Source organism: Pseudomonas sp. 1928-m (assembly GCF_029269135.1).
Lineage (GTDB): Bacteria > Pseudomonadota > Gammaproteobacteria > Pseudomonadales > Pseudomonadaceae > Aquipseudomonas.
Genome location: NZ_JARIXO010000006.1, coordinates 202,646 through 229,212 on the forward strand (window position 1 = coordinate 202,646; position 26,567 = coordinate 229,212).

Annotated in this window: 30 protein-coding genes; 19 read left to right on the top strand and 11 right to left on the bottom strand. The window is 61.3% G+C overall.

The window, feature by feature from the left end; translation table 11 throughout:
* Positions 1-5 precede the first annotated feature (5 nt).
* From nqrF to sthA, 4 genes are all read left to right on the top strand, one after another.
* Positions 6-1,232, top strand: a complete 1,227-nt coding sequence (nqrF, locus tag P3C18_RS17800; RefSeq protein ID WP_275963138.1) for an NADH:ubiquinone reductase (Na(+)-transporting) subunit F — start codon at positions 6-8, stop codon at positions 1,230-1,232.
* 104 nt (positions 1,233-1,336) lie between these two features.
* Positions 1,337-2,260, top strand: coding sequence for an FAD:protein FMN transferase (locus tag P3C18_RS17805; RefSeq protein ID WP_275963139.1), 924 nt, complete (start codon positions 1,337-1,339; stop codon positions 2,258-2,260).
* The gene (nqrM, locus tag P3C18_RS17810; protein WP_167141192.1) at positions 2,257-2,484 is read left to right on the top strand and encodes a (Na+)-NQR maturation NqrM; all 228 of its coding nucleotides are present in this window, start codon (positions 2,257-2,259) and stop codon (positions 2,482-2,484) included. Before P3C18_RS17805 ends, nqrM begins: the two co-directional genes overlap by 4 nt.
* Positions 2,485-2,608: 124 nt before the next feature.
* A complete protein-coding gene (sthA, locus tag P3C18_RS17815) occupies positions 2,609-4,003 on the top strand; it encodes a Si-specific NAD(P)(+) transhydrogenase (RefSeq protein WP_275963140.1) in 1,395 nt (464 codons plus the stop codon).
* Positions 4,004-4,161: 158 nt separating this feature from the next.
* On the opposite strand, the gene P3C18_RS17820 is transcribed toward sthA, so the two are convergent.
* Genes P3C18_RS17820 through P3C18_RS17830 form a run of 3 tightly spaced genes read right to left on the bottom strand, consistent with a single transcriptional unit; the run spans position 4,162 to position 5,771 of the window.
* On the bottom strand, positions 4,162-4,878 hold the full coding sequence (locus P3C18_RS17820) for a glycerophosphodiester phosphodiesterase family protein (protein ID WP_275963141.1): 717 nt from the start codon (positions 4,876-4,878) through the stop codon (positions 4,162-4,164).
* Positions 4,875-5,177, bottom strand: a complete 303-nt coding sequence (locus P3C18_RS17825) for a phosphodiesterase (protein ID WP_275963142.1) — start codon at positions 5,175-5,177, stop codon at positions 4,875-4,877. Before P3C18_RS17825 ends, P3C18_RS17820 begins: the two co-directional genes overlap by 4 nt.
* A 12-nt stretch (positions 5,178-5,189) precedes the next feature.
* Complete coding sequence (locus P3C18_RS17830) at positions 5,190-5,771, bottom strand: PilZ domain-containing protein (RefSeq protein WP_275963143.1); 582 nt, start codon at positions 5,769-5,771, stop codon at positions 5,190-5,192.
* Positions 5,772-6,005: 234 nt separating this feature from the next.
* Here P3C18_RS17830 and P3C18_RS17835 point away from each other — a divergent pair, with 234 nt between their 5' ends.
* Genes P3C18_RS17835 through P3C18_RS17845 form a run of 3 tightly spaced genes read left to right on the top strand, consistent with a single transcriptional unit; the run spans position 6,006 to position 9,206 of the window.
* On the top strand, positions 6,006-7,256 hold the full coding sequence (locus P3C18_RS17835) for a lipoprotein-releasing ABC transporter permease subunit (RefSeq protein ID WP_275963144.1): 1,251 nt from the start codon (positions 6,006-6,008) through the stop codon (positions 7,254-7,256).
* A gap of 22 nt (positions 7,257-7,278) precedes the next feature.
* Complete coding sequence (lolD, locus tag P3C18_RS17840; protein ID WP_170049072.1) at positions 7,279-7,962, top strand: lipoprotein-releasing ABC transporter ATP-binding protein LolD; 684 nt, start codon at positions 7,279-7,281, stop codon at positions 7,960-7,962.
* Entirely contained in the window at positions 7,962-9,206 is a 1,245-nt protein-coding gene (locus P3C18_RS17845) for a lipoprotein-releasing ABC transporter permease subunit (protein WP_275963145.1), read from the top strand. The genes lolD and P3C18_RS17845 overlap by 1 nt, the downstream gene beginning before the upstream one ends.
* A gap of 51 nt (positions 9,207-9,257) precedes the next feature.
* Here P3C18_RS17845 and P3C18_RS17850 read toward each other — a convergent pair whose 3' ends face one another.
* Positions 9,258-9,791 (bottom strand): DUF2062 domain-containing protein, encoded by a 534-nt coding sequence (locus P3C18_RS17850; RefSeq protein ID WP_275963226.1) that lies wholly within the window; start codon positions 9,789-9,791, stop codon positions 9,258-9,260.
* 134 nt (positions 9,792-9,925) lie between these two features.
* On the opposite strand from P3C18_RS17850, the gene P3C18_RS17855 reads away from it, so the two are divergent.
* The 8 genes from P3C18_RS17855 to murB all read left to right on the top strand — a co-directional run bounded on the left by P3C18_RS17855 (position 9,926) and on the right by murB (position 16,803).
* Positions 9,926-12,151: a DNA internalization-related competence protein ComEC/Rec2 gene (locus P3C18_RS17855; protein WP_275963146.1), complete on the top strand. Its 2,226-nt coding sequence runs from the start codon at positions 9,926-9,928 to the stop codon at positions 12,149-12,151.
* Between the two features lie 72 nt (positions 12,152-12,223).
* Complete coding sequence (locus P3C18_RS17860) at positions 12,224-12,856, top strand: MotA/TolQ/ExbB proton channel family protein (RefSeq protein WP_275963147.1); 633 nt, start codon at positions 12,224-12,226, stop codon at positions 12,854-12,856.
* Positions 12,853-13,281 carry a biopolymer transporter ExbD gene (locus P3C18_RS17865; protein ID WP_275963148.1) on the top strand — a complete coding sequence of 143 codons (429 nt, stop codon included), beginning with the start codon at positions 12,853-12,855 and terminating at the stop codon, positions 13,279-13,281. Before P3C18_RS17860 ends, P3C18_RS17865 begins: the two co-directional genes overlap by 4 nt.
* Positions 13,282-13,294: 13 nt before the next feature.
* Positions 13,295-14,296 (top strand): tetraacyldisaccharide 4'-kinase, encoded by a 1,002-nt coding sequence (lpxK, locus tag P3C18_RS17870; protein ID WP_275963149.1) that lies wholly within the window; start codon positions 13,295-13,297, stop codon positions 14,294-14,296.
* A gap of 61 nt (positions 14,297-14,357) precedes the next feature.
* Positions 14,358-14,543, top strand: a complete 186-nt coding sequence (locus tag P3C18_RS17875) for a Trm112 family protein (RefSeq protein WP_090387286.1) — start codon at positions 14,358-14,360, stop codon at positions 14,541-14,543.
* Entirely contained in the window at positions 14,544-15,308 is a 765-nt protein-coding gene (kdsB, locus tag P3C18_RS17880) for a 3-deoxy-manno-octulosonate cytidylyltransferase (protein WP_275963150.1), read from the top strand. It begins immediately after the preceding gene.
* Positions 15,308-15,772 (top strand): low molecular weight protein-tyrosine-phosphatase, encoded by a 465-nt coding sequence (locus P3C18_RS17885; RefSeq protein ID WP_275963151.1) that lies wholly within the window; start codon positions 15,308-15,310, stop codon positions 15,770-15,772. The genes kdsB and P3C18_RS17885 overlap by 1 nt, the downstream gene beginning before the upstream one ends.
* The gene (gene murB / locus P3C18_RS17890) at positions 15,769-16,803 is read left to right on the top strand and encodes a UDP-N-acetylmuramate dehydrogenase (protein WP_275963152.1); all 1,035 of its coding nucleotides are present in this window, start codon (positions 15,769-15,771) and stop codon (positions 16,801-16,803) included. The genes P3C18_RS17885 and murB overlap by 4 nt, the downstream gene beginning before the upstream one ends.
* 367 nt (positions 16,804-17,170) lie before the next feature.
* Here the strand turns inward: murB and rnt are convergent, their stop codons facing one another.
* A complete protein-coding gene (gene rnt / locus P3C18_RS17895) occupies positions 17,171-17,845 on the bottom strand; it encodes a ribonuclease T (RefSeq protein WP_275963153.1) in 675 nt (224 codons plus the stop codon).
* Complete coding sequence (pyrC, locus tag P3C18_RS17900) at positions 17,842-18,888, bottom strand: dihydroorotase (protein WP_275963154.1); 1,047 nt, start codon at positions 18,886-18,888, stop codon at positions 17,842-17,844. Before pyrC ends, rnt begins: the two co-directional genes overlap by 4 nt.
* 205 nt (positions 18,889-19,093) lie before the next feature.
* Here pyrC and P3C18_RS17905 point away from each other — a divergent pair, with 205 nt between their 5' ends.
* The 4 genes from P3C18_RS17905 (at position 19,094) to P3C18_RS17920 (ending at position 22,988) form a co-directional block, all read left to right on the top strand.
* Positions 19,094-20,011: an OmpA family protein gene (locus P3C18_RS17905; RefSeq protein WP_275963155.1), complete on the top strand. Its 918-nt coding sequence runs from the start codon at positions 19,094-19,096 to the stop codon at positions 20,009-20,011.
* Between the two features lie 131 nt (positions 20,012-20,142).
* Complete coding sequence (locus P3C18_RS17910) at positions 20,143-21,360, top strand: argininosuccinate synthase (RefSeq protein WP_275963156.1); 1,218 nt, start codon at positions 20,143-20,145, stop codon at positions 21,358-21,360.
* Between the two features lie 94 nt (positions 21,361-21,454).
* On the top strand, positions 21,455-21,847 hold the full coding sequence (gene gloA / locus P3C18_RS17915; protein WP_090252363.1) for a lactoylglutathione lyase: 393 nt from the start codon (positions 21,455-21,457) through the stop codon (positions 21,845-21,847).
* Between the two features lie 124 nt (positions 21,848-21,971).
* A complete protein-coding gene (locus tag P3C18_RS17920) occupies positions 21,972-22,988 on the top strand; it encodes a diguanylate cyclase (protein ID WP_275963157.1) in 1,017 nt (338 codons plus the stop codon).
* Between the two features lie 49 nt (positions 22,989-23,037).
* Here the strand turns inward: P3C18_RS17920 and P3C18_RS17925 are convergent, their stop codons facing one another.
* From P3C18_RS17925 to P3C18_RS17945, 5 genes are all read right to left on the bottom strand, one after another.
* Positions 23,038-23,217, bottom strand: a complete 180-nt coding sequence (locus P3C18_RS17925) for a hypothetical protein (protein WP_275963158.1) — start codon at positions 23,215-23,217, stop codon at positions 23,038-23,040.
* Between the two features lie 297 nt (positions 23,218-23,514).
* On the bottom strand, positions 23,515-24,153 hold the full coding sequence (nth, locus tag P3C18_RS17930) for an endonuclease III (RefSeq protein WP_275963159.1): 639 nt from the start codon (positions 24,151-24,153) through the stop codon (positions 23,515-23,517).
* Positions 24,150-24,863 carry an electron transport complex subunit E gene (locus P3C18_RS17935; RefSeq protein WP_275963160.1) on the bottom strand — a complete coding sequence of 238 codons (714 nt, stop codon included), beginning with the start codon at positions 24,861-24,863 and terminating at the stop codon, positions 24,150-24,152. The genes nth and P3C18_RS17935 overlap by 4 nt, the downstream gene beginning before the upstream one ends.
* Positions 24,856-25,470: an electron transport complex subunit RsxG gene (gene rsxG / locus P3C18_RS17940; protein ID WP_275963227.1), complete on the bottom strand. Its 615-nt coding sequence runs from the start codon at positions 25,468-25,470 to the stop codon at positions 24,856-24,858. The genes P3C18_RS17935 and rsxG overlap by 8 nt, the downstream gene beginning before the upstream one ends.
* A gap of 29 nt (positions 25,471-25,499) precedes the next feature.
* Positions 25,500-26,531, bottom strand: a complete 1,032-nt coding sequence (locus tag P3C18_RS17945) for an RnfABCDGE type electron transport complex subunit D (protein ID WP_275963161.1) — start codon at positions 26,529-26,531, stop codon at positions 25,500-25,502.
* Positions 26,532-26,567: the final 36 nt, after the last annotated feature.

Here is a 26,567-nt window from a genome sequence, read left to right on the forward strand (position 1 = left end):
AATAGATGATCAATTTCGAGATTTTCATCGCCATCGGCATGTTCACCGGCATTGTGCTGGCGTTGGTGCTGATCATTATCGCGGCGCGCGCCAAGCTGGTTTCCAGCGGTGACGTAAGCATCGAGATCAACGGCGAAAAAACCATTGTGGTACCAGCGGGCGGCAAGTTGCTGCAGACCCTGGCGGCCAACAATATCTTCCTGTCTTCGGCCTGCGGTGGCGGCGGTACCTGCGCCCAGTGCAAGTGCGTGGTCGAGCATGGCGGCGGCGAAATGCTGCCGACCGAAGAAGCTGCCTTCACCCGTCGCGAAGCTAAGGCTGGCTGGCGCCTGTCCTGCCAGACTCCGGTCAAGCAGGACATGAAGATCGAAGTGCCGGAAGAAGTCTTCGGCGTGAAGAAGTGGGAATGCACCGTTGAGTCCAACCCCAACGTGGCCACCTTCATCAAGGAGCTGACGCTGAAACTGCCGGAAGGCGAAAGCGTCGACTTCCGCGCTGGTGGCTATGTGCAGCTGGAGTGCCCGCCGCACGAAGTGCATTACAAAGACTTCGATATTCAGGAAGAGTACCGCGGCGACTGGGACAAGTTTAACCAGTGGAAGTACGTGTCCAAGGTCGAAGAGACCGTGATCCGTGCCTACTCCATGGCCAACTACCCGGAAGAAGTGGGCCTGGTGAAGTTCAATATCCGTATTGCGTCGCCGCCACCGGGCAAGGACGATCTGCCACCGGGCAAGATGAGTTCCTACGTGTTCAGCCTCAAGCCGGGCGACAAGATCGATGTGTACGGCCCGTTTGGTGAGTTCTTCGCCAAGGAAACCGACGCCGAGATGGTATTTATCGGTGGTGGTGCTGGTATGGCGCCGATGCGTTCGCACATCTTCGACCAGCTCAAGCGCTTGAAGTCGACCCGCAAGATCAGCTTCTGGTACGGCGCGCGCTCCATGCGTGAAGCCTTCTACGTTGAAGAATACGATCAGCTGCAGGCCGAGAACCCCAACTTCAAGTGGCACCTGGCCTTGTCCGATCCGTTGCCGGAAGACAACTGGACCGGTCTCAAGGGCTTTATCCACAACGTGCTGTACGAGAACTACCTCAAGGACCATCCGGCTCCGGAAGAGTGTGAGTTCTACATGTGCGGCCCGCCCATGATGAACGCTGCCGTGATCAAGATGCTGATCGACCTGGGTGTGGAGGAGGAGAACATCCTGCTCGACGACTTCGGCGGTTAAGCATGAGCCATGTGCTACTGCGGCCCGTTATCGCTGTCAGCTTGCTGACAGCCCTAACGGGCTGTTGGTTTTCAGAACGTGTAGAAGAATTTGGCGGCCCGACCATGGGCAGCACCTACACCGTCAAATATGTGCGCAGCAAGGATTCGCCGAGCCTTGAGTTACTCAAGCGCGAGACCGATGCCATCCTGGCTGAGGTTGACCAACAGATGTCGACCTATCGCGATGATTCCGCAATCGAGCAATTCAACCAGGCCCCAGCGGGTACCTGTCAGGCCATGCCGGACGGGGTGCTGGAGCTGGTCGACGCCGGGCGCCTGCTGCATGAGCAGAGTCAGGGTGCATTCGACCTGACCCTGGAACCGCTGCTAAATCTCTGGGGTTTTGGCCCCAAAGCGCGCGCCGAAAAGGTGCCGACCGCTGAGCAACTGACCGCCGCGCGTGCGCGGGTGGGCATGCAGCATCTGCGTCGTGATGGGCAGCAGCTGTGCAAAGAGGTTGATGTACAGGTCGACTTCAACAGCATTGCTGCCGGTTATGCGGTGGACAAGCTTGTGCAGCGCTTCACTGAGCTGGGCGTGACCAGCTATATGGTTGAGGTCACTGGTGAGCTTAAGGCCGCGGGTAAAAAGCCCGACGGTCAGCCTTGGCGCATTGGCCTGGAGGCCCCGCAGGACGGTCAGCGTGTCGCCCAGCGGGTGCTGGCGGTGGATGGCTACGGTATTTCCACCTCAGGTGATTACCGCAATTACTTCGAGGAAGAGGGCCAGCGCTACTCGCACACACTCGATCCGTTGACCGGTGCACCGATCACTCACAAGCTGGCAGCGGTAACCGTGGTGGACAAATCGACCTTGCGCGCCGATGGCTTGTCTACAGTGCTAATGGTAATGGGCACTGAGCGTGGCCTGGCATTTGCTGAGCGCATGGGGATTGCGGCGTTTTTCGTGACCCGTGAAGGTGACGCTTTCGTCACACAGACAACTCAGGCTTTCGAGCAGCTATTCGCTGCAGGAGACGAGCAATGACGTTTTTAGTGGTGTTTCTGGTCATGGTGCTGGTAGTCGGCATGATGGCTGTGGGTGTGATCATGGGCCGCAAGCCCATCGCCGGTTCGTGCGGCGGTATCGCCAACTTGGGTATCGAGAAGGAGTGCTCGATCTGTGGTGGTAGCCGCGAGAAGTGCGAGGAGATCAACAGCGACCCGCAAGGCAAAACCGAAGACCTGGCCTATGACGCGACCAAACGCTAATCGTCCTGCGGCCGGCTAAAAGGCTAGGCTTGCAGCGAACGAATTGATTGTCAGGCTGCGCGCGCAGTGCTGGCCCTGCCGAGAGTGCGGTACAAGTGCTCCGGTGTGATCTGAAGGAGTAAACATGGCGGTCTACAACTACGACGTAGTGGTGCTGGGTTCCGGCCCTGCGGGTGAAGGCGCGGCAATGAACGCGGCCAAGGCCGGGCGCAAGGTGGCCGTGGTCGACAGCCGCCGCGAAGTCGGCGGCAACTGCACCCACCTGGGCACCATCCCGTCCAAGGCGCTGCGCCATTCGGTGCGGCAGATCATGCAGTTCAACACCAACCCGATGTTCCGCCAGATCGGCGAACCGCGCTGGTTCTCTTTCCCCGATGTGCTGAAAAGCGCCGAGCGGGTGATCGCCAAGCAGGTCAGCTCGCGTACCGGCTACTATGCGCGCAACCGCATCGATGTGTTCTTCGGCACTGGCAGTTTTGCCGATGAGCACACCATCGAAGTGGTTTGCGCCAATGGCGTGGTGGAAAAACTGGTGGCCAAGCAGATCGTCATTGCTACCGGTTCGCGGCCTTACCGCCCGGTGGACGTGGACTTCCACCACCCGCGCATCTACGACAGCGATACCATCCTCAGCCTCGGTCATACCCCGCGCCGCATCATCATTTACGGAGCCGGGGTAATCGGTTCCGAGTACGCCTCGATCTTCAGCGGCCTGGGCGTGCTGGTCGACCTGATCGACAACCGTGACCAGTTGCTGAGCTTCCTCGATGCGGAAATTTCCGATGCCTTGAGCTATCACCTGCGCAACAACAACGTGCTGATTCGTCATAACGAAGAGTACGAAAGTGTTGAAGGGGTGGAGAACGGGGTGATCCTGCACCTCAAGTCCGGCAAGAAGATCAAGGCGGACGCCTTCCTCTGGTGCAACGGCCGTACCGGTAATACCGATCAGCTGGGCCTGGAAAACATCGGCATCAAGGTCAACAGCCGTGGACAGATCGAGGTTGACCAGAGCTACCGCACCCAGGTGTCGAACATCTACGCGGCGGGCGATGTGATTGGCTGGCCAAGCCTGGCCAGTGCCGCCGCCGACCAGGGCCGTTCGGCTGCCGGTAGCATCGTCGACAATGGCAGCTGGCGCTTCGTCGATGACGTGCCGACCGGCATCTACACCATTCCGGAAATCAGCTCGATTGGTAAGAACGAGCGCGAGCTGACCCAGGCCAAGATCCCTTACGAAGTCGGTAAGGCGTTCTTCAAAGGCATGGCCCGTGCGCAGATTTCCCACGAGCCGGTGGGCATGCTCAAGCTGCTGTTCCACCGCGAAACCCTGGAAGTGCTTGGCGTGCACTGCTTCGGCTACCAGGCCTCGGAGATCGTGCATATCGGCCAGGCGATCATGAACCAGAAGGGGGAGGCCAACAGCATCAAGTATTTCGTCAACACCACCTTCAACTACCCGACCATGGCGGAAGCCTACCGGGTGGCGGCGTTCGACGGCCTCAACCGGCTTTTTTGAGCGGCTCCGGCCGGTGGCCTGAGCCGGCCGGGGAGAACCCGTTCAGCGACTCCTGCGACTGGCGTTGGCCTAATCGCGAAAGTTTCTGATCAGGCTTAACGAAAAACCGGCCCTTGCGGCCGGTTTTTTCGTTTCTGTAGCTGGAACTGGGTGGGAGATTACTCCAGGGTCGCCACGGCGAGGCCGGGGAAGTCGGTGATGATGCTGTCCACACCGAAGTCTGCCAGGCGGCGCATCAGCGCCGGTTCGTTGACCGTCCACACTGAAACATGCAGGCCGGCTTTCTGCGCTTTGAGCAGGCGCTCCGGGGTGCACAGCGTCCAGTTCAGGGCCAGCAGGTGGCAGCCGTAATGCTTGGCGACTTTCAGCGGATCAAGCCAGGCATATTCGGCGACCAGGCCGCGCTGCAGGTGCGGCGTCAGGCGCTGCAGGGCGCCGAGCACCTCGCGTGAGCTGGAGGTTACGGTGACCTTGTCGGTCAGCTGGTAGCGTTCAGCCAGTTCGGCAATCGCCTTGACCATCCGCGCCGAGCGAACCTTCGAGGCGCTTTTGACTTCCAGCTGCCAGTGCTCGAAATCGCAGTGCTGGAACAGCTCTTCCAGCCGTGGGATCGGGCAGGGCGTGACGGCGCCAGGGCCACCTTTACGGGCGTCATAGGTCACCAGTTCGGCGGCGTCATGCTCGACTACCTTGCCACGATGGCCGGTGGTGCGCTTGAGCGTTGGGTCGTGAATCACCATCAGCTCGCCATCGCGCGACAGGTGCAGGTCCAGCTCACAACGGCGCACGCCGTGCTTGAGGCATTGCTGGAAGCTGGCCAGGGTGTTTTCCGGCACCTCGCCTTTGGCGCCGCGATGTCCATAGATGACTGTCACTGTTGCTCCTTGTCGGGCAGGGCGGCGCCGGGCTGGTGATGACGCACGCTGTTGATCACGTGTTTATGCTCGAAATAGACGCTGAACTCACGGTAATCCCAGCGGGTGATCGGCGGGTTGCCAACGCTGGGGTGCTCTTCATCCGCCAGGCCGAAACGCTCCAGTACCGCGCGCTGGGATTCGCCGAATTGCGGCAGGCGCAATTCGCCGCCACCTTGCTGGCCGATGGGGATTTGCAGAGTATCGGCGGCAGCGCCGAGAGGCAGGAGCAGGGCGAGAAGCAGAAACAGGCGGGACATGGTGGCTCGCTATCAGGATTGCAGGGGTTGCTCGCGGGCCTGGCGACGTTCCAGGGCCTGGCGTTGCAGGATATGCCGGGCAAGCAACTGGCGTTGGGCATCGCTCACAGCTTCGAATTCCGCGCCAATCTCAAATTGCTGCGAGGGCAGTGGTTGGCAATGCACCACCTTGGCTCGTAGCAGCAACCCCAAGGCCTGTGGCATCAGCACCATCTTTACTGCCAGGTGCGCGCCGGCTGCCACGGGTTGAGGGTTATTGAAGCTGACGCCGCCCTCGGACAGGCTGACCTTGCGCGGCGTACCGATGTCGCGCAGCAGGCTTTGTGCCACGGCCTGACCGAGCAGGTCGATGCGCTTGTTCATGACCTTGAGGTAATTGGCCAGGGTGCGGTCGCGCTCGGTGATATGCCGCAGCAGATGCTGCGACTCGAAGTCCATCAGGTGCAGATCACTGAGCAGGTTGAACAGCGGCGAGCTGTCGTGAAGCTCGTCACTGGCCAGGGCTTCTGCGCCCGAGAGCAGGGTGAATTCCAGTGCGATCGTATCGTCGATACGATAGTATTCGCGGCGATCATCTTCATCTTGAGTCGGCATGGCGAACCCATGGCAGCAGTAGTGGTCGAAGAACCTGTTCAAAGTCTTGCGAGCTAGCGGCATGCAAGGCGAAAAGTGGTGAGGAAGCGCAGTTTACGAATGTAAATGAGCATTCCGAGACAGTTTTCAACGTAGCAGGTCCGACGCGCAGCAGACTTTACCCTGGTTTAGAGTGTAAGGCTGCTCGCCAAGCCCCCACAAGGACGTTTCTTTTTCCCTCGAATCAGCCCCGACATGTTCAGACCTCTGTTCGTATTTATCGGCACGCGCTACACGCGGGCCAAGCGTCGCAACCACTTCGTATCCTTTATTTCCCTGACCTCGATGATCGGGCTGGCACTTGGTGTGCTGGTGATGATTCTGGTGCTGTCGGTGATGAATGGCTTCGACCATGAAATGCGCACCCGCGTGCTCGGCATGGTTCCGCACGCCACGGTCGAGAGCGCCACGCCGATCAAGGACTGGCGCAGCCTGGCCGAACGGGCGCAAAGCAACCCACAGGTGCTGGCGGTTGCGCCGTTCAGCCAGATGCAGGGCCTGCTGACCAACGACGGCAAGGTGCAGAAAGTGCTGATCAATGCGGTCGATCCGCTGGAAGAAGCCAAGGTCTCGATCATCGGTGACTTCTTCAAGCAGGGCCGCCTGGAGGCACTGCAGCCCGGCGAGTTTGGCATGGTGCTGGGCGACAAGGCAGCCGCCAAACTCGGCGTCGACCTGGGTGACAAGGTCACCTTTGTCGCGCCGGAAGTAACCGTCACTCCGGCCGGTATGTTTCCGCGCCTCAAGCGCTTTACCGTGGTGGGCATTTTCCATGTTGGCGCGGGCGAGATCGATGGCCACCTGGCCCTGACCCATGTGCAGGATCTGGCGCGCTTGCAGCGTTGGCAGGCTGATCAGGTACAGGGCATTCGCCTGAAATTCGCTGATCTGTTCGAGGCTCCACGCACCGCCTGGGCGCTGGCGCAGACGTTGGGTGAGGGCGACTACTACGCTCGCGACTGGACCCGTACCCACGGCAACCTGTACCAGGCGATCCGCATGGAGAAGGCGATGATTGGCCTGCTGCTGTTGCTGATCGTTGCGGTCGCCGCGTTCAACATCATTTCCACTCTGGTCATGGTGGTCACCGACAAGAAGGGCGATATCGCCATTCTGCGCACCCTGGGCGCCACACCGCGACAGATCATGGCGATCTTTATGGTCCAGGGCACGGTGATCGGCGTGTTCGGCACCGCCATCGGCGCGGTGCTGGGTTGCCTGGCCGCTTTGAATATCAGCAGTGCGATTGCCGCGTTGGAAGGGTTGCTGGGGATCAAGTTCCTCAATGCCGACGTATATTTCATCGACTACCTGCCCTCGCAGCTGATGCTGGCCGATGTGCTGCTGGTCTGCGGCGCGGCGTTGATTCTAAGTTTCTTCGCCACCCTGTATCCGGCCTGGCGCGCGGCGCGTACCCAGCCCGCGGAGGCTCTGCGTTATGAATGATCAGGTTATGAGTGATTCGGTTATGCAAGATCGTGCAGTGTTGAGTTGTCGCAACCTCGGTAAAAGCTACGACGAGGGCCCACAGTCGGTGGTCGTGCTGCAGGACTTGCAGCTGGAGCTGCACCCCGGCGAGCGCGTGGCGATTGTCGGCAGTTCCGGCTCGGGCAAGAGCACCTTGCTGAATATGCTTGGCGGTCTGGATACGCCGAGCACCGGCAGCGTCTGGCTGGCGGGCGAGGAGTTGTCGGCGCTGAATGAAAAGCAGCGCGGTCTGCTGCGTAACCGCGCCCTGGGTTTCGTTTACCAGTTCCACCACCTGCTGCCCGAGTTCACTGCCCTGGAGAACGTCTGCATGCCGCTGCTGATTGGCCGTACGCCGATCAGCGAAGCGCGTCAGCGTGCCACCGCGCTGCTGGAGCGGGTTGGCCTCGGCCATCGCCTGGCGCACAAACCCTCGGAGCTGTCCGGCGGTGAGCGTCAGCGCGTGGCCATCGCTCGTGCGCTGGTCAATCAGCCCGGTTTGGTGCTGCTCGATGAGCCCACCGGTAACCTCGATCACCACACCGCGCAAGGCATTCAGGACCTGATGAAGGAGCTGAGCAGCTCGTCGCAGACCGCCTTTCTGGTGGTGACCCACGACATGGCGCTGGCCCAGCAGATGGACCGCATCCTGCGTCTGGAAGACGGCAAGCTGGTGGCTGCCTGATGTTCCGTCCGCTGAGTATCTTTATCGGTATCCGCTATACCGGGGCCAAGCGGCGCAACCACTTTATTTCCTTTATCTCGATGACCTCGATGATCGGGCTGGCCCTTGGTGTGCTGGCGATGATCGTAGTGCTGTCGGTGATGAACGGTTTCCAGAAGGAAATGAGCACGCGCATCCTCGGTATGGTGCCGCATGCCAGCATTGCCGGCAGCCAGCCGCTGGATGACTGGCAGCAGGTTGCTGCTGCCGCGAAGAACAATCCGCAAGTGGTCGCCGCTGTGCCGTTTGCCGAGCTCGAAGGCATGCTCTCGGTGCGTGGGGCGATGCAGCCGGTGCAGCTGCACGGCATCGATCCGGCGCTGGAGCCGCAGGTGTCGATCATCGACCAGCATATGCAGCAAGGCCGTCTGAGCGATTTGCGTGAAGGCGAGTTTGGTGTGGTGCTCGGTGAGATCGCCGCGCGGCGCTTCCAGCTGCGGGTGGGCGACAAGCTGGCGTTGATCGTGCCGGAGCTGAGCAGTGTGCCGGGGGGGATCAGCCCGCGTATGCAGCGCCTTAACGTGGTCGGTATCTTCAAGGTTGGCGCCGAGCTGGACAGCTCGCTGGCGCTGATTCACGTTGCCGATGCCGCGCATATCCAGCGTATGCAGCCGGGTCAGGTGCAGAGCGTGCGCCTGAAGCTGAAAGACCTCTATCAGGCGCCGCAAGTGGCCGCACAGATTGTCGGCGAGCTGGGCGCGGGTTACAGCTCTGCAGACTGGACCCTGACTCAGGGCAGCCTGTTCAGCGCGATGAAAATGGAAAAGACCATGATCGGCCTGTTGCTGCTGCTGATCGTCGCCGTGGCGGCCTTCAATATCATCGCCACGTTGATCATGGTGGTGGCAGACAAGGGCGCGGATATCGCCATCCTGCGTACTCTGGGCGCGACGCCGGGGCAGATCATGGGCATCTTTATGGTTCAAGGCACGGTGATCGGCGTGATCGGTACGCTGATCGGCGCGGTGCTGGGTATTCTCGCGGCGCTGAATGTCAGTCAGCTGGTGGGCTGGATCGAGCGTTTGAGCGGCCAGCAGGTGATGAGTTCGGATGTGTACTTCATCAGCAACCTGCCGTCGGAGTTGCTGCTGTCTGATGTGCTGCTGATCTGTGGCGCGGCGTTCAGTCTGAGCTTTCTGGCCACCGTCTACCCGTCTTGGCGGGCCGCGAAGATTCAGCCGGCCGATGCGCTGCGTTACGAATAAGCTACGCTGGCAGAAACAAAAAAGCCGTTACTCAGTAACGGCTTTTTTGTTTCAATGTTGCGCGTCGCGCTGCCGGCGTTTCTCCTGGCGTTTGCGCCAGTTGTGCCGCACCCACCAGCGCCAGTAAGCGTTGGTGCCGAAGTAGCCGATCAGAGCGAGCAGGATACCCAGCGTCAGAGAGCCCAGATACAGCGGCTGCCAATGGGTTTGCAGCATTTGCCCAACCCAGGCCAGGCTGATGTTATCTGGCATGTGCATCGCTGGGGTGCCCATTAGCCAGGCCCCTACCTTGTAGTTGCAGTAAAACACGGCGGGCATGGTGATGGGGTTGGTCAGCCAGACCAGCCCGACCGAGATGGGCAGATTGCCCCGCGCCGGTACGGCAACGGCTGCTGCCGCTAACATTTGCAGAGGCATGGGAATCATCGCCCAGAACAGGCCAATGGCCATGGCGCGTGACACAGAATGGCGGTTGAGGTGCCAGAGGTTGGGATCGTGGATCAGGCTGCCCAGAAAGCGCAGGGATTTATTGCCCTTGATGCGGTCTGGGTGGGGCATGTAGCGCTTGAATAAACGACGCGGCATGAAGGCTCTCTGACGGGTAAAAGCGCCGACATTATGCACCCTTTGATGACAGCCTGCTTTCACACTTTGTGACAGCAAATAAGCAAAAGCTGATCGATGGGTTAAATGCAGTATTCGACTCACGGAGCGAGTCTATGCGCACAGGGATTTTTGCACTGGTGGTCGGGCTGCTGGTGCTGCGCTTCCTTTCAGTTTTGCCACCGTTCTGGTTGTTGGCTGTTTTGCCGGTCGCCGGTTTGATGCTGTTGCCATTTCGCAGTTATCCCATCGCCTTGTTTCTATTCGGTTTCACCTGGGCGTGTGTGTCGGCGCAGTGGGCGCTGGATGATCGCCTGGCGCGGCAATTGGATGCGCGTACCCTGTGGCTGCAAGGGCAGGTGGTCGGCCTGCCCGAGGTGGGCGAGGGCGTGGTGCGCTTTCAGCTGGAACAGGCGGTTTCCCGTCGCGGCAAACTCCCCGCGCGTTTGCGTCTGGCCTGGTATGGCGGGCCTGCCGTGCGCGCCGGTGAAACCTGGCGCCTGGCAGTACGGCTCAAGCGCCCCCATGGTCTGGTCAATCCTCAAGCATTCGATTACGAAGCCTGGCTGCTGGCGCAGCGTATCGGCGCCACGGGCACAGTAAAAAGCGGCGAGCTAATCGCGCCTGCCAGTGGCGCTGGGGCCTGGCGTGACCGCTTGCGTCAGCAGCTCTTGGCAACCCCCGCGCATGGCCGCGAAGGCGCCTTGGCGGCGCTGGTGTTGGGGGATGATTCGGGGCTGTCGACGGCAGATTGGCAGGTGTTGCAGAACACCGGCACGGTGCATCTGATGGTGATTTCCGGCCAGCATATCGGTCTGCTGGCGGCGCTGTTATATGGCCTGATTGCCGGCTTGGCGCGCCTGGGACTTTGGCCACGCAGCTGGCCTTGGTTGCCCTGCGCCTGTGTGTTGGGCTTTATCGGGGCATTGGCTTATGGGTTGTTGGCCGGCTTTGATGTGCCGGTGCAGCGTGCCTGTGTGATGGTCGGCCTAGTGCTGCTCTGGCGCTGGCGCTTTCGCCATCTGGGCGTGTGGTTACCGCTGTTGCTGGCACTGCTTGCGGTGTTGCTGGGTGAGCCGTTGGCCAGCTTGCAGCCGGGTTTCTGGTTGTCCTTTGGTGCGGTGATGCTGTTGATCCTGATCTTCAGCGGTCGACTCGGCGCTTGGCCCTGGTGGGGCACCTTGTTGCGCGCGCAATGGGCTATGGCCATTGGTTTGCTGCCGTTGTTGCTGGCGCTCGGTCTGCCGGTGAGTGCCAGTGGCCCCTTGGCTAATCTGGTGGCTGTGCCAGTGGTGGGGTTATTGGTGGTGCCGCTGGCATTGCTCGGTACGCTATTGCTGCCCTTGCCTGGAGTGGGGGCTGCGCTGCTTTGGGTGGCAGGCTGGGTGTTAGACCTGCTGTTCTCTCTGCTTATCCAATTGGCCTTATGGCTGCCAGCCTGGTTGCCCAGCGCCTTGCCATTTTGGGCCTGGCTGCTGGTGGCGCTTGGCGCGCTGGTGTTGTTATTACCGGCCGCCTTGCCGATGCGTAGCCTGGGCGCGTTATTGCTACTGCCCTTGTTATTTAGCCCGCAGCAGCGCCCTGAATACGGGCGAGCCGAGGTGTGGATGCTGGATGTCGGCCAGGGCTTGGCGGTGCTGGTACGCACTCAGGAGCATGACCTGCTGTATGACGCCGGGCCGCGCTTTGGCGAGTTCGATACTGGCGAGCGGGTGGTGCTGCCATCGTTGCGTGCATTGGATGTGCGTGGGCTCGATCTGCTGCTGATCAGCCATGCCGATAACGATCACGCCGGTGGCGCCGCAGCGATCAAGCGCGGTCTGCCGGTCAGGCAGGTGCTCAGTGGCGAACCGGATAAGCTCGCGCCCTCACTACAGGCCGAAGCCTGCGTCAGTGGCCAGCACTGGCAGTGGGATGGCGTGCAATTCAGTACCTGGCGCTGGACGGATGCGACCGATGGCAATCAGGCGTCCTGCGTGCTGCGTATCGAGGCCAATGGTGAGCGGCTGTGGTTGACCGGTGATATCGATAGCCAGGCTGAGCGGGCCTTGCTCAACAGCGCCCTAGCGATGCYCGCACAATGGCTACTGGCGCCCCATCACGGCAGCCGCAGCTCGTCATCGGCGGCGCTGCTGGCACAGGTTAAACCGGCTGCTGTGTTGATCTCCCGTGGCGCGCACAACAGCTTTGGTCATCCACATGCCGAGGTTATGGCACGTTATCGCGCGGTGTCGGCGCAGCCCTATGACACGGCGCAGCACGGTGCGGTACGGATTCGCCTGGGCGCATTCGAGCAGGCGCAGAGTTTGCGCGACCACGCACGTTTTTGGCGGGAAAAATGAGAACGGCAGCGGTCGGCGAGGCCGCGACCCTATGCTAGAGTGGCGCCACTTTTGTGAAGGGGATCTGCCACCGTGTGGGAACTGGTTAAAGCTGGCGGCTGGATGATGCTGCCAATCATTCTGTGTTCTATCGCTGCGGCCGGCATTATTGCCGAGCGCCTGTGGACGCTGCGGCCGAGCCGCATCACGCCACCCAACCTGCTCGGTCAGGTGTGGAAGTGGATCAAGGATAAAAAACTCAATAACCAGAAGCTCAAGGAACTGCGCGCCAACTCGCCGTTGGGGCAGATCCTCGCAGCCGGCCTGGCCAACTCCAAGCATGGTCGCGAGATCATGAAGGAGTGCATTCAGGAGGCTGCCGCCCGGGTGATCCACGACCTGGAACGCTACCTGAATGCCCTGGGCACCATTGCCGGTATCGCGCCGCTGCTGGGTTTGCTCGGCACGGTGCTGGGCATGATCGAAATCTTCAGCTCCTTTATGGGCTCGGGCATGGCCAATGCGTCCTTGCTCGCTGGCGGCATTTCCAAGGCGCTGATCACCACAGCGGCAGGTCTGATGGTGGCCATTCCGGCACTGTTCTTCCACCGTTACCTGCAACGCCGGATCGATGAGCTGGTGGTCGGCATGGAGCAGGAGGCGATTCGCCTGGTGGAAGTGGTGCAGGGCGACCGTGATGTCGACATGGGCGAGGACAAGGCGTGAAATTCCGGCGCAAACCGCGGGAGAACGTCGAGATCAACCTGGCCTCGTTGATCGACGTGGTGTTTATCCTGTTGCTGTTCTTCGTGGTCACCACCACCTTTACCCGTGAGACCCAGCTCAAGGTCGATCTGCCGGAGGCTGCCACTGGCACGCCGCCGGAGCAGAGCGAACTGAAGCAGCTGGAGATCCTGATTGCCGCCGATGGCAGCTACTCGCTGAATGCCAAACAGTTGCTGAAAAGTGATCTGGAAAGCCTGATGGCGGCGCTGCAGAAAGAATCGGAGGGCGATAACAGCCTGCCGCTGATCATCAGCGCCGATGCCAAGGCCCAGCATCAGGCGGTGATTACCGCCATGGATGCGGCCGGCAAACTGGGTTTTGCCCACCTGCGCATGACCACCATTGAGGCGCAAGCCGCGCCTTGAGGCTTGCCCGCCGATGAGCCTGTCCGCACGACTCACTGCTGCCTGGTACGCCGGTCATCCGGCGCTGGGCCTGCTGCGTCCGCTGGAGTGGTTGTATCGCACCGTGGTGCAGCGCAAGCGCGCGCGTTTTCTGGCAGGTGAAGGTGAGATCTACCGTGCTCCCGTGCCGGTAGTGGTGGTCGGCAATATCACCGTCGGCGGCACTGGCAAGACCCCGATGATTCTCTGGCTGATCGAGCATTGCCGCCGTCAAGGGCTGCGCGTCGGTGTGGTCAGTCGCGGTTATGGCGCGCAGCCGCCGCAACTGCCCTGGCGCGTGCAGGCCGATCAGGCCGCCAGTGTGGCCGGCGATGAACCGCTGCTGATCGTGCAACGCAGCGGCGTGCCGCTGATGATTGATCCTGATCGCGGTCGCGCTGTAGCGGCCTTGCTGGCGGCCGAGCCGCTGGACCTGGTTCTCAGTGACGACGGCCTGCAGCACTACCGGTTGGCCCGAGATCTAGAACTGGTGCTGATTGATGCTGCGCGCGGCCTGGGCAATCGCCATTGCCTGCCCGCCGGCCCGCTGCGTGAGCCGGTCGAGCGTCTGCAGGGCGTGGATGCGCTGCTGTATAACGGCGCGTCCAGCGATCCGCAGGATGGCTACGGCTTYACCCTGCAGCCGCGTACCTTGGTTAACCTGCGCAGTGGCCAGCAGCAGCCGCTGAGTCATTTCCCTGCCGGTCAGGCCCTGCATGCGGTAGCCGGTATCGGCAACCCGCAGCGTTTCTTCAATACCCTCGAAGGGCTACACTGGCGGCCTGTCGCGCATGCCTTTGCCGACCATGCGCCGTACAGCGCCGAGCTGCTGAATTTCAGCCCGGCACTGCCGGTGCTGATGACGGAAAAGGATGCGGTCAAGTGCCGTGCCTTTGCGGCTGACGATTGGTGGTACCTGGCGGTGGATGCCGAGCCTTCGGCCGCGTTTGTCGCCTGGTTTGATCAGCAATTGCAGCGTCTAGTGCCGCGCGCCTGACTGTTCTGATCATTCGGCGGCCTCGTCCGCCCCAGCAGCTGCTTCCTATCAAGGATCTCCCATGGACCCGAAACTACTCGATATTCTCGCCTGCCCACTGTGCAAGGGCCCGCTGAAGCTCGCCGCTGACAAGAGCGAGCTGATCTGCAAGGCCGACGCGCTGGCTTTTCCGGTTCGCGATGGCATCCCGGTGATGCTGGAAACCGAAGCCCGCACCCTCAACGTCGACGAGCGTCTGGACAAGTAAATGAGCACTGCCTTTACCGTTGTGATTCCGGCGCGCTTCGCTTCCAGCCGCCTGCCGGGCAAGCCGCTGCAGGATATTGCCGGCAAACCGATGATCCAGCATGTCTGGGAGCAGGCCTGCAAAAGCAGCGCCCAGCAGGTAGTAGTAGCCACCGACGATGCGCGCATCGTTGAGGCTTGCCGCAGCTTTGGTGCGCAGGTGGTACTGACCGACGCCTCCCACAACTCTGGCACCGACCGCCTGGCTGAAGTGGCCACGGCGCTGGGCCTGGCTGCTGACGCCATCGTGGTCAACGTGCAGGGCGACGAGCCTCTGATCCCGCCATCGATCATTGATCAGGTAGCGGCCAACCTGGCGGCCAATCCGCAGGCAGCCATTGCCACCCTGGCTGAGCCGATTGAGGATGTGCAGGCGCTGTTCAACCCCAATGTGGTCAAGGTTGTCAGCGACAAGACCGGCCTTGCCCTGACCTTCAGTCGCGCGCCGCTGGCCTGGGCGCGCGATGCTTTCGCCAAGAGCCGTGACGAGCTGCCAGCAGGCGTGCCGTACCGTCGCCACATCGGCATCTACGCCTACCGTGCGCAGTTTCTGCATGACTTCGTCGCCTGGGGCCCGTGCTGGCTGGAAGACACCGAGTGCCTGGAGCAGCTGCGTGCGCTCTGGCATGGCGTGCGTATCCATGTCGCCGATGCCCTGCAAGCGCCACCTGCGGGCGTCGACACGCCGGAAGACCTGGAGCGGGTTCGTCGCCTGCTGGGGGCCTGATGCGCGTTCTGTTCGTCTGCCTGGGCAATATCTGCCGCTCGCCCACGGCCGAGGGCGTGTTGCGCCACAAGCTGCGTGAGGCTGGGCTGGAAGGGCGCGTCGAGGTCGATTCGGCCGGCACTGGCGACTGGCATGTGGGCAAGGCGGCGGACATCCGCACGCGTCAGGCCGCGCAGCAGCGTGGCTATGACCTGTCAGCACTGCGCGGCCGACAGGTCAAGGCGGCGGATTTCCATGCCTTCGACCTGATTCTGGCTATGGATAACAGCAACCTGCACGACCTGCAGCAGCTGCGTCCGGGCAATGATGCGGCCGAGCTGGACCTGTTTCTGCGGCGTTATCAGCTGGAGCTGGATGAAGTGCCAGACCCCTATTACGGTGGCGAGGCCGGCTTTTCTCAGGTGCTGGATTTGATCGAGCAGGCTTGTGATGCCCTGGTGCTTGAACTCAAGGGGCGCTTATGAGCCTGCAGGTGCGCACTCAGGTATCACTGAAACCCTATAACAGCTTTGCCGTCGAGGCCCAGGCCAGCCATTTTGCCGAAGCTGAGAATGATCAGCAGGTGCGCGAAGCGCTGAGCTATGCGCAAACGCAGCAGTTGCCGCTGTTGTTGCTCGGTGGCGGCAGCAATCTGCTGCTCACAACCGACGTCGATGCGCTGGTGCTGCGTATGGCCAGTCGCGGTATTCGCGTACTGAGCGATGACGGCGAGCGGGTGGTGATCGAGGCAGAAGCGGGGGAGCCCTGGCATCCGTTTGTGCAATGGACGCTGGCGCAGGGCTTTGCCGGCCTGGAAAACCTCAGTCTGATCCCCGGCACCGTAGGTGCAGCCCCTGTGCAGAATATCGGTGCGTACGGCGTTGAGCTGAAGGATCTGTTTGCCGGTTTGACCGCCTTGGATCGACAGAGTGGCGAGCTGTTCGAGTTTTCTCTGCAGGACTGCGCCTTTGCCTACCGCGATAGCCTGTTCAAGCGCGAAAGCGGGCGCTGGGTCATCCTCCGGGTGCGCTTTGCCTTGAGCCGTGCGGCTGCGCTGCATCTGGATTACGGCCCGGTGCGTCAGCGTCTGGCGGAGCAGGGCATCAATGCCCCGACTGCGCTGGATGTCAGCCAGGCGATCTGCGCCATTCGCAGCGAAAAATTGCCTGACCCGGCTGAGCTAGGCAATGCCGGCAGCTTCTTCAAGAACCCGTTGGTATCGAGTGAGCTGGCGCAACGCTTGCGCGCTGAGCATGCCGATCTTGTGGCCTATCCTCAGGTGGTGAATGGCCAGGTAGACGGACAGGTCAAACTGGCCGCGGGCTGGTTGATCGAGCGTGCGGGCTGGAAGGGCTTTCGTGAGGGTGATGCAGGTGTGCATCGTCTGCAGGCGTTGGTGCTGGTGAATTACGGCGCCGCCACTGGTGCGCAGTTGTTGGCACTGGCGCAGCGTATCCAGGCGGATATCGCCCAGCGTTTCGCGGTGGAGTTGGAGATCGAGCCAAACGTGCTGTAAAGCGTTTGGCGGCAGGCCGCGACCAGTGCATTGATCGCGCTGTAATAAACCAACAAAAAGCCCCGCCTAGTGCGGTTTTTTTTGTTGGTGGTAGGTCTAGAGTGGTGAAGGCGCAATTGCTCCCGATCTCGCGCGCTAGAGTCCTGCAAGGTAAGAACAGACGAGAAACGCAGCGAAGCGAAGTAACAGCCGCAGGCTGGCCCGAAGGGTGAGCGTAGCGAGTCAAGCGGTGTGTACTTTTGTACATGAGCATTACTCGTTTCACTCGCCTTCGGGTCGAGCTTACGCGCGTTAGCAATAGTGGCTTGCCGAGTCTGTTTTTAACGCCGCAGGGCCGACGCGCAGAAGATTGTAGTCTTGCACGTACTTAGTCGTCGAAATCCATCCAGCCGCCCATCTCTTTCCAGCGATTGACGATGCCGCAAAACAGCTCGGCAGTCTTCTCGGTGTCGTAGCGGGCCGAGTGCGCTTCCTTGCCGTCAAAATCGATACCGGCGGCCTGGCAGGCCTTGGCCAGTACGGTCTGGCCATAGGCAAGGCCGGCCAGGGTGGCGGTGTCGAAGCTGGAGAACGGGTGGAACGGGTTGCGCTTGATGCCGGTGCGGTTTACCGCGGCATTGAGGAAGCCCAGGTCGAAGCTGCTGTTATGGCCGACCAGGATCGCCCGCTTGCAGCTGTTGGCTTTTAGCGATTTGCGCAGGCCACGGAAGATTTCCGTCAGCGCGTGCTCTTCGGTGACCGCCATACGCAGCGGGTGATCAAGCTTGATGCCGGTGAAGTCCAGCGCCGCCTGTTCGATATTCGCTCCTTCGAACGGTGTGACGCGGAAGAACTGGGTGTGCTCCGGGTAGAGGAAACCCCCTTCATCCATGCCGATGGTGGTGGCAGCGATTTCCAGCAGGGCATCGGTGGCGCAGTTGAAGCCGCCGGTTTCCACGTCCACGACTACCGGCAGGTAGCCACGAAAGCGCGCGGCCATCGGGTGGCGCGGGCCGGAGTGGCTACCGCTTTCGGCTTCGTCGTCGTACAGGTCTTCACTCACGCTTGGCGCTCCAGCAGGCGCCAGCGCAGGGTTTCACCGGCGCGCAGCGGGATAACGGTTTGCTCGCCCAGCGGCAGGCTGGCTGGTGCGGTCCAGTCTTCACGCACCAGGGTGATGCTGTCGGTATTGCGCGGCAGGCCGTAGAAGTCCGGGCCGTTGAGGCTGGCGAAGGCTTCCAGTTTGTCCAGCGCATTGCGCTGCTCGAAGGCCTCGGCATACAGCTCAATGGCTGCATAAGCTGTGTAGCACCCGGCGCAGCCGCAGGCGGCTTCCTTGGCATGCTTGGCGTGCGGCGCCGAGTCAGTACCGAGGAAGAACTTGGCGTTGCCGCTGGTGGCCGCATCCAGCAGCGCGTCCTGGTGGGTGTTGCGCTTGAGAATCGGCAGGCAATAGAAGTGCGGGCGAATACCGCCAACCAGCATATGGTTGCGGTTGTACAGCAGGTGATGGGCAGTGATGGTGGCGCCGACGTTGGCCGATGCACTTTGCACAAACTCCACCGCATCGCGGGTGGTGATGTGCTCGAACACCACTTTGAGGGTCGGGAAGCGCTCGACCACACGGCTCAGGTGTTCACCGATAAACACCTTCTCGCGGTCGAAAACATCGATCTCGCTGCGCGTCACTTCGCCGTGCACCAGCAGCGGCAGGCCGACTTCGGCCATGGCTTCGAGCACCGGGAAAATCTTGTCGATGCTGGTTACGCCCGAATCGGAGTTGGTGGTCGCGCCGGCCGGGTAGAGCTTGGCCGCATGTACAAAGCCCGAGGCTTTGGCCGTGCGCACATCGTCAGGCTGGGTCAGGTCGGTGAGGTACAGCACCATCAGCGGCTCGAAGCGGCTACCGGCAGGGCGGGCACTGAGAATGCGCTGGCGATAGGCATCGGCTTCGCTGGCATTGCGTACCGGCGGCACCAGGTTGGGCATGATGATGGCGCGGCCGAAGGTGCGGGCTACATCGGCAACGGTATGCGGCAGAACGCCACCGTCGCGCAGGTGGATGTGCCAGTCGTCGGGACGCAGCAGGGTAAGGCGGTCAGTCATGGAAGCTTCCAGGCGGGCAAAACGTGGCGAGAATGCTACCGGAAAAGCCCCGTGGCAGCACGTTGAAAGCGGGCGCGACAGGTAAAGCTGACTGAAGGCCGGGTTGTGCTGTGGCCCGACTTGCATAAGCGGCATAAAGCGCTGCTCAAGTTTTCCGCCGTGGCACCGATAGACAGAGGGTAAGCCGTATTCCCTGGAGTCTGTCGTGCGACCCTACCCACTCGCGGTGCTTTGCCTGCTGGCAAGCCAGCCCGTCCTAGCCATCAGCTTCCAGACTCGTCTGGAGAAGATCGAGTGGCAGGTCGAAGGCGATCAGTTCGAGTGCCGTTTGTCGCAACCCATCACCGATTTTGGCTCCGGGGTGTTTGTACGTCGGGCCGGCGAGCAGGTCACCTTCAGTCTGAAAGCCCGTGAGCGCTGGCTGGGTGCCGGCAATGCCACCTTGCTGGCGGCGGCGGCGCCCTGGCAGCCGGGGCGCGGTGATATCAACCTGGGCTCGGTCAGTGTGGTGCCCGCCGAGGTGCTGTTCAACAGTTCCCAGGAGCAGGGCACGCGCTTACTCACTGGCCTGTTGGAAGGGCGCAGCCCCGTGGTGCGCCATCGTGCGGCGATGGGCGGTGATGCGGTTGAAGTGCGCTTGCTGCCGGCCAAATTCAACAAGGCCTATAACGAGTACCTGGATTGCACGGCCAAACTGCTGCCGGTGAATTTCGATCAGGTGCGCAAAAGCCAGGTCGGTTTTCCGGGTGGCGGTATCGACCTTGAACCGCTGGCCCAGGCCAAGCTGGATATCATCCTCAGCTTTCTCAAGGCCGATCCCAGCGTCAATCGCATCCAGCTTGATGGGCATGCCGACAATGGCGGCAATCGCCTGACCAACCGCGACCTGTCGCGCCGCCGTGCGCTGGCGGTGATGGAATACCTCAAGGCCAACGGCATTCCCGCCGAGCAGATCACCATGCGCTTTCATGGCGAGCGCTACCCGGTGGCACCGAACAACAATGAAGCCAATCGGGCAAAGAATCGTCGGGTAACCATTCTCCTCGACCGGGTGCCGGAAGCTGCAGTGCCGCCTGCACCTGCTCCAGCGCCTGAAGCGACTGATCCTGCGGCCACCTCCTAGCGCCGGCTATTGGTCTGTTGTCCAACAATTATCCGTCGCTTGGTCGTCACAAGCTGTCGCGCCTCTGTAAATCAGGCGGCATGGGCAGTAGAATCGTCGGTTTTCCCGCACAACCCCGTGGAGTTGATGGCATGGCCGACGTAAACAAGGTAGTCCTGGCATATTCCGGTGGCCTGGACACTTCCGTGATCCTCAAGTGGCTGCAAGATACCTATAACTGCGAAGTGGTGACCTTTACCGCGGATCTCGGCCAGGGTGAGGAAGTCGAGCCGGCACGCGCCAAGGCTCAGGCCATGGGCGTCAAGGAAATCTACATCGACGACCTGCGCGAAGAATTCGTCCGCGATTTCGTCTACCCGATGTTCCGCGCCAACACCGTCTACGAAGGCGAATACCTGCTGGGCACCTCGATTGCCCGTCCGCTGATCGCCAAGCGCCTGATCGAAATCGCCAATGAAACCGGTGCTGATGCCATCTCCCACGGCGCCACCGGCAAAGGTAACGACCAGGTGCGTTTCGAACTGGGTGCCTACGCGCTCAAGCCTGGCGTAAAAGTCATCGCCCCCTGGCGCGAGTGGGACCTGCTGTCGCGCGAGAAGCTGATGGACTACGCCGAGAAGCATGCCATCCCGATCGAGCGTCACGGCAAGAAGAAGTCGCCGTACTCCATGGATGCCAACCTGCTGCACATCTCCTATGAAGGCGGCGTGCTGGAAGACACCTGGACCGAGCACGAAGAAGACATGTGGAAATGGACTGTCTCCCCCGAGGCCGCGCCAGACGCACCGACCTATATCGAACTGACCTACCGTAAGGGCGACATCGTTGCCATCGACGGCAAGGAAATGAGCCCGGCCACTGTGCTGGCCGAACTGAACCGCATCGGCGGCGAGAACGGCATCGGCCGTCTGGATATCGTCGAAAACCGTTTTGTCGGCATGAAGTCCCGTGGCTGCTACGAGACCCCCGGCGGCACCATCATGCTCAAGGGCCACCGCGCCATTGAGTCGATCACCCTGGACCGCGAAGTCGCTCACCTGAAAGACGAGCTGATGCCGAAATACGCCAGCCTGATCTACAACGGTTTCTGGTGGAGCCCTGAGCGTCTGATGCTGCAACAGATGATCGACGCCTCCCAGGCCAACGTGAACGGCGTGGTGCGTATGAAACTGTACAAAGGCAATGTGATCATCACCGGTCGCAAGTCCGATGACTCGCTGTTCGACGCCAATATCGCCACCTTCGAAGAAGATGGCGGCGCCTACAACCAGGCTGACGCTGGCGGCTTTATCAAGCTCAACGCCCTGCGCATGCGCATTGCGGCGGGCAAAGGGCGCAAGATGCTCTGATAGACTGGAGCACCTGAGCCACACCAAACCCCGGCCATAAGCCGGGGTTTGCATTTATAAGCCCGCAAGATGGGCAATGATGAGGAGACACCTGATGAGACTGCTGCACACCATGCTGCGCGTCGGCGATATGGATAAATCCATCGCGTTCTACACCGAAGTGCTGGGCATGACCCTGCTACGTCGCAAAGACTACCCGGAAGGGCAGTTCACCCTGGCCTTCGTCGGTTACGGCGATGAAGCGCACAACAGTGTGATCGAGCTGACCCATAACTGGGGCGTGGAGAGTTACGAGCTGGGCACTGGCTACGGCCATATCGCTCTGGAAGTGGCCGATGTGTACAAGGCCTGTGAAGACATTCGCACCCGCGGCGGCAAGATCACCCGTGAGCCAGGGCCGATGAAGCACGGCACCAGCATCCTGGCGTTCGTCGAAGACCCGGACGGCTACAAAATCGAGCTGTTGTCGCCATCGCGTGCCGACTGATTGCTGCTATCTTTGTAAGTGATAGCTTACAAGGCGAATGGCCAATCTACCCGGCCAGACGAGGTGTTCCATGACCTGCGGAAACCATGCAAAGCGGCTGATTCGAGCCGTGCAGGAGTTGTCCATGGCAAGGGATCTGGATGCTGTTGCCGAGGTGGTGCGCCACGCCGCGCGTGAACTGGTGGGAGCCGATGGCGCCACCTTTGTCTTGCGTGATGGCGAGCAGTGCTTTTACCGCGATGAAGATGCCATCTGTCCGTTATGGAAAGGTCAGCGTTTTCCTCTGCAGGCCTGCATCAGCGGTTGGGCCATGCTCAACCGTCAGGCCACGGTGATCGAAGACATCTATCAGGATGAGCGGATTCCCCACGCCGCCTATCGACCGACCTTCGTCAAAAGCCTGGTTATGGTGCCGATCCGCACCCTGGAACCCATTGGTGCGATTGGCACTTACTGGGCCAGTCAGTACCGCGCCACAGCCGATCAGGTCGAGATGTTGCAAGCTCTGGCCGACGCGACTTCGGTGGCCCTGGAGAATGTCCAGGTATATGCCGAACTGGAGCGCCGGGTCGAGGAGCGCACGGCGCAACTGGCGCAGGCCAACCAACTGCTGCAAGACGAGGTGGCCGAGCGTCTGCGCGCCGAACAGCTGGTGCGGCAGATGTCGTTGACTGATGAGCTGACTGGTTTGTACAACCGCCGTGGCTTCCTGCTGCTGGCTGAGCGCGAGTTGCAAGTCGCGCGTAGGCGGCGGGGACGTAGCCTGTTGCTGTATGTCGACCTGGACTACCTGAAGCTGGCCAATGATCGTTTCGGTCATGCTGCCGGCGATGGCATGTTGGTCGACGCAGCCGATCTGCTCAAATCGTTGTTTCGCACCACCGATGTGGTGGCGCGGATTGGCGGTGACGAGTTCGTGGTGCTGGCCAGTCATTACAGCAGCAGTGAAGAAGTGCTGACGCGCCTGGACAGGGCGCTACAGGTCTTTCAGCAGCGCACCGGGCGGCCATTGTCGTTAAGCGTGGGCACGGCGGAGTCGTCGTTGCAGGCCGATCAAAGCCTGGAGCAGTTGCTGACCCAGGCGGATGCTGCGATGTATGCCAACAAGTGTTCCCGGCGCAGTTTGCAGGCTGTTGGCTAAGCAACAAAAAAGCCCCGCAGTGTAGCGGGGCTTTTTGTTGCTGGCGGCGTTAGAGGTCGAAGTCGTATTCGGCCAATTGCTTGTGCAGGCGGCGCTCTTCGAGGAAGTTGTCGATGATGCGGCGCTTGGTCAGGTTGGTCTTGGCAACCTCTACCGGTGCTTCGGCTTCATCCGCTTCTTCGGCAACAAAATCTTCGTCGAGCTCAAGTTCTTCTTTATCAGTGCTCATAGATTCACTCCAGGCTACCAGGGCCATTCAGCTGCTGTGAAAACTACTGCGTTCGGTCATGCTGCGTTGGAAACAGGCTCACACTGCTCATTTACAGCTCGTAAGCTCGACTCGGGCATCCTGCTTCGTTCTACCTTCTGCATCCATGCAGTCGTCCGCGTGCTCGCCTATTTCCGCCTTGCCTGACCTTCGCTCGCTACGTTTTCACACAACCTGATTTGCGCACCTTATAGCGACAAAACCTGGGCGGGTAAAAAAGATTTTTTCAATCAGCTTATTGAGCGGCTGAATAGCGGCTCAATCGTCGGAGGTTTTCTGTTTGTATTCGCACAGGTCTTCGATGCGACAGCTGCCGCAGCGCGGCTTGCGCGCCTGGCACACATAGCGGCCATGCAGGATCAGCCAGTGGTGTGAATCGAGAAGAAATTCCTTGGGCACAAACTTCATCAGCTTGTTTTCCACCTCCAGCACGTTCTTGCCGGGAGCGATGCCGGTGCGGTTGCTGACGCGGAAGATATGCGTGTCCACTGCCATCGCCAGCTGACGGAACGCGGTGTTGAGTACCACATTGGCGGTCTTGCGGCCGACCCCGGGCAGGGCTTCGAGGTCCTCGCGGTTGTCCGGCACCTGGCTGCCATGCTTCTCGATCAGGATGCGGCAGGCCTCGATGACGTTCTTCGCCTTGCTGTTGTACAGGCCGATGGTCTTGATGTATTCGGAGAGGCCCGCGACACCCAGGGCGTAGATCGCCTCCGGGGTGTTGGCCACCGGAAATAGCTTGGCCGTGGCCTTGTTGACGCTGACGTCGGTGGCCTGGGCGGACAGGGTGACCGCTACCAGCAGCTCGAATGGCGTGCTGTAGGCCAGTTCGGTCTTCGGCTCGGGGTTGTCTTCATGCAGGCGGCGGAAGATCTCGTAGCGCTTGGCGGCGTTCACTCAATCACTCCGGTCACCCGCACACGGCGGCTCTGCACCGGTGTATCRACCTGCTGCGCCTTGGCTCGTTCGGCCAGCACTTCGTCCACGCGGTTTTTGCAGGCGATCAGCAGGCCCAGCACGATAAAGGCGCCTGGCGGCAGGATGGCCAGCAGGAAGCCCTTGTACTCGGGGATCAGCGTCAGCTGCCAGTTGGTGGCGATAGGCCCGAACAGCAGGTGCATATTGGCGAACACTGCGCCGGTGCCGAACAGCTCGCGCAGGGCGCCGATCATCACCAGCACCACGCCAAAGCCCAGGCCCATCATCAGGCCGTCATAGGCGGCGCGGGCGGGGTCATTCTTCGCGGCAAAGCCATCGGCGCGGCCGAGAATCACGCAGTTGGTGGTGATCAGCGGGATAAAAATGCCGAGAATCTGGTACAGCTCGTAGGTGAACGCCTGCATCAACAGTTCGATGCAGGTGGTCAGGGCGGCGATGATCATCACAAAGGCCGGCAGCCTCACCGCCGTGTTGACCACGCCGCGCACCAGCGAAACTGCGGTGTTGGAGCACACCAGCACCACGGCGCTGGCTAGCGCCAGGCCGAGGGCGTTGACCGCCGAGTTGCTTACCCCGAGCAGCGGGCAGAGGCCGAGTAGTTGCACCAGCGCGGGGTTGTTCTTCCACAGGCCGTTAAGGGTGATTTCGCGGTAGCTGGGACTAGCCATTGGACTTCACCTGGGCTGCGAACAGCTGCTCTTGATTGGCATCGAAATACTGCAGGGCCTTATGCACGGCCCTGACCACCGCGCGCGGGGTGATGGTGGCGCCGGCAAACTGGTCAAACTCACCGCGATCTTTCTTCACCGCCCAGCCATCCTCGCCGGGATTGCTCAATGACTTGCCGTCGAAGCTGCGAATCCAGGTGCTCTTGGCCAGCTCGATCTTGTCGCCCAGACCGGGGGTTTCCCGATGGCCGAGTACATGTACGCCGGCCAGGCGACCATCGGCCTGAATACCGATCAACAAGTGGATTGCGCCGCTGTAACCGTCCGGTGCGGTGGCACGCAGGATCACCGCGCTGGGTTTGCCATCTTTCAGGGCGATATAGGCGGTCTGCGGCGATTTGCTGCCAAGCAGCGGGTTGTGCAGCTGAATGCTGTTGTCCAGCAGGTGATTGTCGTAGCTGCCCTGGGGCAGGATCTCGCTCAGGGCGCGCACCTGGGCTTCGCGCTCGGCGTTGGCGATGCGCTCGGCAGTGGCTTGTTGCAACACGGCCACCAGGCCCACGGTGACGATGGCAAACAGCCCAAGCACCAGGGCGTTTTTCAGCATCGAGCGGCTAATTTCAGGCAGGGCCACGGTCATTCTCCCAACTTGAAGCCGCGCGTCGGCTTGCGGTGGCCGTAGGTGCGCGGCCGCGTGTAGTAGTCGATGGTCGGTGCCGCCAGGTTCATCAGTAGCACGGCGAAGGCCACGCCGTCCGGGTAACCGCCCCAGGCGCGAATCACATACACCAGCACGCCCACGCCGATGCCGAAAATCAGCCGGCCGAGGTTACTGGTGGCGCCGCTGACCGGGTCGGTGACGATAAAGAAGGCGCCGAGCATGGTCGCGCCGGTCAGCAGATGAAACAGCGGCGAGCCGTGGGAGTCCGAGCCCGAGCCGTTCCAGAACAGCAGGCTCATCAGCGCCAGGGCGGCGAGCATGCCGACCGGTGCATGCCAGGTGAACAGGCGCTTGTGCAGCAGGTACAGGCCGCCAGCAAGGAAGGCCAGGTTGACCGCCTCGGTGGCGGCGCCGCCGAGATAGCCGAACGCGGGGTTTTGCGCCCACAGCTCGTCGATGGTCAGGCTCTTGTTGACCTTCAGCGCGTCCAGCGCGGTTGCCTGAGCCCAGCCGTCCGGCAGGTTGGCGATGCCGAGAATCTGTTGCAGCCCTTCGAGCAGGCCAACCGTATGCGGCGCTGGCCAGCTGGTCATTTCTACCGGGAAGGAAATCAGCACCACCACATAGCCGAGCATGGCCGGATTGAACGGGTTCTGCCCCAGGCCGCCATACAGCTGCTTGCCAAATAGCACGGCAAAACCGGTGGCCACCAGCGTCAGCCACCAGGGCGAGTAGGGCGGCAGCGCCAGGGCCAGCAACACGGCGGTGACCAGTACGCTGTAGTCTTTGAGGAAGAACAGTACCGGGCGCTTGCGCAGCGCCAGGATGGCTGCTTCAAAGCCTAGGGCGCAGGCGCTGGCCCACAGCAGATTGATCAGGGTGCCGGCGCCGAACAGCCAGGTCAGGGCGAGAATGCCCGGCACCGTAGCCAGCAGCACCTGCAGCATCACTTGCTGGGTGCGGTTGCTGCCCTTGGCGTGGGGCGATGTGATACGGGGCAGGGCCATTGGCGCTCCGGTTGTTGGGTTGGCTACGCAGGGCTG